At 64.4% G+C, this 5,752-nt stretch carries 4 protein-coding genes; 3 read left to right on the top strand and 1 reads right to left on the bottom strand.

Features of this window, described 5'->3' with window-relative positions; genetic code table 11:
* On the top strand, positions 1 to 243 hold a 243-nt coding region (locus tag VIN30_RS11075), incomplete at its 5' end, for a hypothetical protein (RefSeq protein ID WP_338211560.1).
* A gap of 140 nt (positions 244 to 383) precedes the next feature.
* Here VIN30_RS11075 and VIN30_RS11070 read toward each other — a convergent pair.
* Complete coding sequence (locus VIN30_RS11070; RefSeq protein ID WP_338211558.1) at positions 384 to 1,733, bottom strand: RNA polymerase sigma factor; 1,350 nt, start codon at positions 1,731 to 1,733, stop codon at positions 384 to 386.
* A 459-nt stretch (positions 1,734 to 2,192) separates the two neighbouring features.
* Here VIN30_RS11070 and VIN30_RS11065 point away from each other — a divergent pair, with 459 nt between their 5' ends.
* Positions 2,193 to 3,500 (top strand): ATP-binding protein, encoded by a 1,308-nt coding sequence (locus VIN30_RS11065; protein WP_338211556.1) that lies wholly within the window; start codon positions 2,193 to 2,195, stop codon positions 3,498 to 3,500.
* 1,084 nt (positions 3,501 to 4,584) lie between these two features.
* On the top strand, positions 4,585 to 5,752 hold a 1,168-nt coding region (locus VIN30_RS11060; RefSeq protein WP_338211554.1), incomplete at its 3' end, for a hypothetical protein.

The following is a 5,752-nucleotide window of genomic DNA, read 5'->3' as shown; positions in this document are numbered from 1 at the left end:
AGATCGTGCGCGAAAGTCACGATGTGCGAAATCGCGGCCCATGAGGCGGCGCACGAGATCGCAGCGCACGAGGTCACGAAGTCCGAGAACGCGATGCCCGAGGGCGCGGCCGTGAGAGCGCGATACCCGAGGGCGCGAGCAAAAATGCGGAAAGGGTCAGCTCGAATGCGACGCGATTTCCAGATTTCCACGGATCAGAGCCAGTGCGGAAAAACCGCCTCGATTTCCAGTTTTTCACGCTGAACGCAGGCCGTTCTGTTCGAGTGTTTTTTTCGCAAGCTCGTGACCTGGTGTTTCTTTGCGCGTTTTGAGATGCCGACACCGCAACCGTGCCCGCAAGCGTGGAAAACTGGAAATCGAGGCGGAAAATGGGCAGAACGGGCTCATCGGGAGCCGGTGGGGGCCGGGTAGATGGGCTTCACGTCGGCGTTCACCGTGCCGGAGGCCTCGTTGCCGGCGGCATCCACCAGGTGCACCTCGTAGGAACCGCTGGGAACCTCGAACCACCACACGCTCAGAGCGGTCTGCGCCGCCTCGACGACATCACTCGGTTGCACGTCAGCGGCGGCAGTGGCATCAGCGCCAGCGGCGCCTGCCGTCGTGGCATCGGTGGTGGTCGCGACAACATCGGCAGCATCGGCGTCGGTCGCGACAGCGGCTCCGGCAGTACTCGCAGCCTCGGCGGCGGCAGCGGCGGCGGCATCGGCGTCGGTCGCGGCAACATCGGCGGCGCGCCCCACCGTCACGGCGTCATAGCGGGTGCCGTCCTCGGCCACGCACCAGACCGCCTCCATTCCCCCGTCGTCGCGAACCGTCAACGCCAGCAGACCGTTCTCCACGTCGGCCGACACCAGCTGCGGGGCCTCCGCGTCAGCGGGCGTCGGCTTGGGCTCGGGTTCCATCAGCGGCACCGGCTCGTCCATCACCGGCTCGGTCGGCTGCCATGCGGCGGCGAAACCCAGTACGCCCACGGCAGCCGCCACAGTAGCGGCCGCCACCGCCCGCGTGCCCCACTGCAACCCCGCCGAACGGGGACGCGGGCGCGGGTGCACGCCCGGCGCCAGGGGACGCTCCACCGCCTCGGACAGAGCCGCCGACAAACCGGCACCCATAGGCAGCACGCCCACCTTGCGCCGCAAGGTGGGCAAGGCGCTGTTGATGAGATTGCGCACCGTGTTGCGCGACACTTCCATCTGCTCGGCGATGGCGCCCACCTTCATGCCCAGGTAATAGCGCATCAGCACGGCATCGCGCTCGCGATCGGTCAGGTCGTGGCGCAACGCGTGGGCCAGGCGTGCACGTCGCTCGGCCGCATCGTAGGTGCCCGCGGGATCGGCCGCATCGCTCTCGGCACCCGAGGCCACCAGCTCGCCGGCGGCCCCGCCCTCGGCACCCTCGTCCACCACCGGCGCATCGGCCATGCGCGCCCTCTGCTGGAAGTGCTGTAGGCACAGGTTGCGCGCCGTGGCGCTCAGATAGCCCAGCACAGCTTGGGGACGAATCTTCGCGCGGTTCTTCCACGCCACCAGATACACCTCTTGCAGAATGTCGGCCGCCGGCTGCTCGCCCACGCGGCCCACAATGGTGAAGTACTGCGCCTGGGCCGTGCGACGATACAGCTCCTCGAAGGCGCCGCGATCGTCTGCCTGGGCACGCACCACCAGGTCAGCCAGCTTTTCCTTCGCGTGTTCGTCGTACCCGAAGCCGCCCGTGCGGCCGTCGCCTGTCGCCATGTCTCGCCTCTCGCTCATCTCCGCATCGGCCCGGATCACCAAACGGCAGGCACGGCCCCATCGCCCGCATCGCCCGCCGTCGCGTTACGCCGAAGCAGTATACACGACCCCGCAACCCCCTCCCCCTCGCACGCCCAGCGAGCCTGCTGCCCGGGCCGTCCTCACGAGCTCTCTTGAGCCGCCCCCAACCCCAGCGTCGTGCCCCCTTGAAGGCAATGCCGCCGCACCGTTTCCTATGCAAAAACGTGGTAAGCGATCCGTTTTTCCTATACAAAAACGTGGTGAATCACGAGATTTACCTATACAAAAACGTGGTGAGCGTTGCGGCATGGCTCGCAAAATTTCGCTTTTTCGTAGCCTAACCATTCGCTTTTTCGTACGGAGAAATTCGTTTTTTGGTATCAAAAACATTCGCTTTTTTGTAAAATCGCAGGAAAACGACGGTAAGCGAGGTGAACTATGGATGAGAATTCCGGCATTGCGCCAGTCTCTTATCGACCGAGAATCGTGGATGCGCAAATCGCGCAGTACCTCGGCCTGTTCGGGGCCGTGGAAATATCGGGAACGAAGTGGTGCGGCAAGACCTGGGCGGCGCTGGCCCACGGCGAGAGCGTCACCTACGTCGACCGCGGTGCCAACCTGCAGATAACGCGCGCCGACCCAGCCTACGCGCTCGCTGGGGAGAAGCCGCACGTCATCGACGAGTGGCAGCGCGTGCCGGCCATTTGGGACAACGTGCGCCATGCAGTGGACGACGCCGGCGGCCAGAAGGGCCTGTGGATCCTCACTGGTTCGTCCACCCCCCTCGCCCCCGAAGAGAAGAGTCACAGCGGGGCCGGTCGCATCGGCCGCATCCGCATGCACACCATGACGCTCCAGGAATCGGGCGATTCCTGCGGCCGCACGAGCCTGCGAGATCTCTTCGAGGGCACGTTCGCGCCCGCCCCATGCGAAAACGGCATAACGGAGCTGGCGGAACTCGCATGCCGCGGAGGCTGGCCCGAGGCGGCGGGAAAGCCGTCGGAGGAAGTCCAGATCATCGTCCGCGAGTACCTGAGCCTCATCTTCGAGGAGAGCGTCCCCCGCTTCAAGGGCGACGCAGCCATCGCGCGGCGGGTAGCGCTCTCGCTGGCACGGAACCTGGGGCAGGCGCCCACGGCGAAAACCATCGCCAAGGATGCTTTCTCGCTGCTGCCCGACGAGAATCCTGCCGAGTCCCAACTCAAGACCGCAGCTGACCACCTCTCCATACTGAAGCACCTCTACATGATCGACGAGGTGCCAGGGTGGGTGCCCGCCGCACGGTCCCCCCAGCGCATGCGCACGAAACCCAAGCTCTACTTCGCCGACCCTTCCATGGTGCCCGCGCTGCTGGGCCTGGGCGCCGAGGCGCTCCTGAACGACTGGCAGACCCTGGGGCTCGTTTTCGAGAACATGGTCATGCGCGATTTGGACGTGTACGCACGTGCCCTCCCCTCCATAGGGCCGGCGCCGCTGCGCTACTATCGCGACGACGCGGGCCTGGAGGTGGACGCCGTCATCGAGAGAGCTGATGGAAGCTGGGCGGCCCTGGAGGTCAAGCTCAGCCAGGAAAAGGTGGACGATGCCGCAGCGAACCTCCTGCGCCTTAAGAAAAAGCTACTCAAAAACGAGCGCGGACGAACTCCGGAGCCGGTGTTCCTCGCGGTGGCCACCGGCATGGGGGAAGCGTCGTACCGCCGGCCTGACGGAGTGTATGTCATCCCCATTCGGTGTCTCGGCGCTTAAAAACCGGGCCGGGAGAATTCATTTTGTGCAAAATGATGATACCGGCGATTCTCTTTCGGATATCTATACACTTGGGGCGTTCCGCGACGGCGGGGCGCCCTCTTTGTTCGAAGGGGACACCATGAGAGAGGATTGGAAGAAGTGTCGGCTGCGGGCTGACGACACGTCGGCAATAGGAGCCAGCGCAGCGGAAACCCCTACCGCATCGAAGAGCACTCCCCGATTTGATTCGCCTCCCTCTTTCAGGAGTATCCTGGGCCGCATCTTGAAGGGAACCCTAGCCGTCCTGCTAGCCGCCACCTGCCTGCCGCTCGTCCCCGTGGCGCAGGTGGAAGAGGCCGAAGCGTTGGAAGGAACGACAAATTATAAAGTGTTCTTCAGGCCAATGAACTACTCGGGAGAACCAGCAAGCGTCACTGGTAATACGCTAAGAGTTGGTGCCGCCCACACCTTTGGCCCCATGCCCGGAGCACCATTAGGGTATCAAAGTTGCGCAGTATTTATCAGCGATCAGCCGGTATCGCTATTGAACAGCTGGGAAGTACGGTTCTGGGCGGAGAGTTCCTTTCTGAATAAGCGCGGCGAATTGGATCAGATAACCATTGGGTATCATCCAGGCCTCACAAAAACGAGCGATGCCACAAGTGGCACTTGGGTATGGGATTATTCCTCCAGATGGAAACGTAGCACAGGAACCCAGGAGGCGTTCACCCAACTCAGAAACGTCGACACGGGGGGCACCTTCAACCACTCGACTGCACCTTGGAACTCTAATGCTCAGATTACATTTCGATACGATGCAAAGACTGATGTGGCTTCATGCATATCACCCGGCGGAACACTTTCTACGCCGAATGTAAGAAACGCCCTAGGCAATAAACCTTACCTTGTTATAGGCGGTTTTCTTCAATGGATCCAAAATCAGAGTGGCACATATCCCCCAACAGGCATGTTGGTCAACTGCACGTTCCAGTCGATGTCTCTCCCTAATCTTACCCCCGAGATCAGCAGTCTGAAGCTCTATCGAACCGACGGTACCGAGATATCGAAAGACGACACGGTTCGGGTCGGCGAGGAGGTCGAGGTGCGGTGCACGATTCGTAACGCGAACGCCAACTCGCAGTCGGATACCTTCAAGGAGCGCTACAACATGCACATGAAGCTGGTCGACGTCGAGGGCCACCCCACCCTCGGCATCGAACCGGTGCCCGGCACTACCATCACCCTCCGAAACGAAGCTGGCAAGCTGATCGACAACTCGCAATCCACGGATACCTTTGCCCCAGGGACCGACGGTTACTTTCTGGAGCTCGTGGGCACCGAGTCTCGCACCGTCTCCTACCGCGCTCGCATCGTCGGCGCGCAGGGCGGCGCGGTCACGCTCTCCCAGCAGCTGATCGAGGACTCGTTCCAGGGCAGCCAGTACGCCACCGTGGAGCTGGTGGACGAGCACCCGCTCACGCCCGGAGACGGCACCGGGTCGGGCGTCCCCGGCAGGGACTGGCACTACACGCGGCTGCCCCTGGCGAACGAGAACGGGTGGAACACGTCGCCGGTGACGGTGACCTTCTACCCGGGCGACTACGACGGGATGGAATGGGCGCCGTCGGAGGGGGCGGCGAAGTCGCTCACGGGGGCCGGTTCGGCGTGGGAGCGCATGCCCGACACCGCCGGCATCGATCTGAGCGCCCAGGCGAGGAACACCTCCACTGGCGCCGTGTCGGTGCAGAAGGCGGGCAAGGTGAAGATCGACACCTCGGCGCCGCGCATCGAGGACGGCGGAGCGCTGGGCTACACGCTCACCGACGTCCCCGCCGACGCCTCGAGTGCGACGTCGGGCGTCTGGCGGCTGCACCGCACCGACAAGGCCGGCTCGGCCTCGGTGGCGCGGGCGTCGGCCGGCGAGTGGCCCCGCGAGTTCCCCCTCGACGGCGCCGAGGGCGACCGCAGGGGCGAGGCCACCCAGGCCGTGGGCAAGCTGCCCAACGGCTACTACCGGGTGGAGGACGCCGCCGGAAACCTCACGCCGGCCGACGCCATGCTGAAGGTGGGCGACACCGACCCGCCCAGCGTGGAGCGCCCCGATCCGGCGGGCCCGAACCCGCCGGAGCAGGCGGGCCCCGAGTTGGATCCCTCCGACCCGGTGCCCGCGCCCACCGTCACCGAGGACGGCGAAGGCCTGAGGCACGCCGTGATCGAGGAGACGGTGACCGAGATGATCGATCCGGCTGCGCCTCCCTTCGGGGGCCTGC

The organism is Adlercreutzia wanghongyangiae, from assembly GCF_035989245.1.
GTDB lineage: Bacteria > Actinomycetota > Coriobacteriia > Coriobacteriales > Eggerthellaceae > Adlercreutzia > Adlercreutzia wanghongyangiae.
The sequence above is the reverse complement of the archived record's forward strand: the minus strand, read 5'-3'. Positions and strand labels throughout refer to the sequence as shown.

What these genes read in the sequence shown, in the direction of transcription:
- VIN30_RS11070 (WP_338211558.1), bottom strand. Translation starts at nt 1,733, where the DNA reads ATGGCGACAGGCGACGGCCGCACGGGCGGCTTCGGGTACGACGAACAC.
- VIN30_RS11065 (WP_338211556.1), top strand. Translation starts at nt 2,193, where the DNA reads ATGGATGAGAATTCCGGCATTGCGCCAGTCTCTTATCGACCGAGAATC.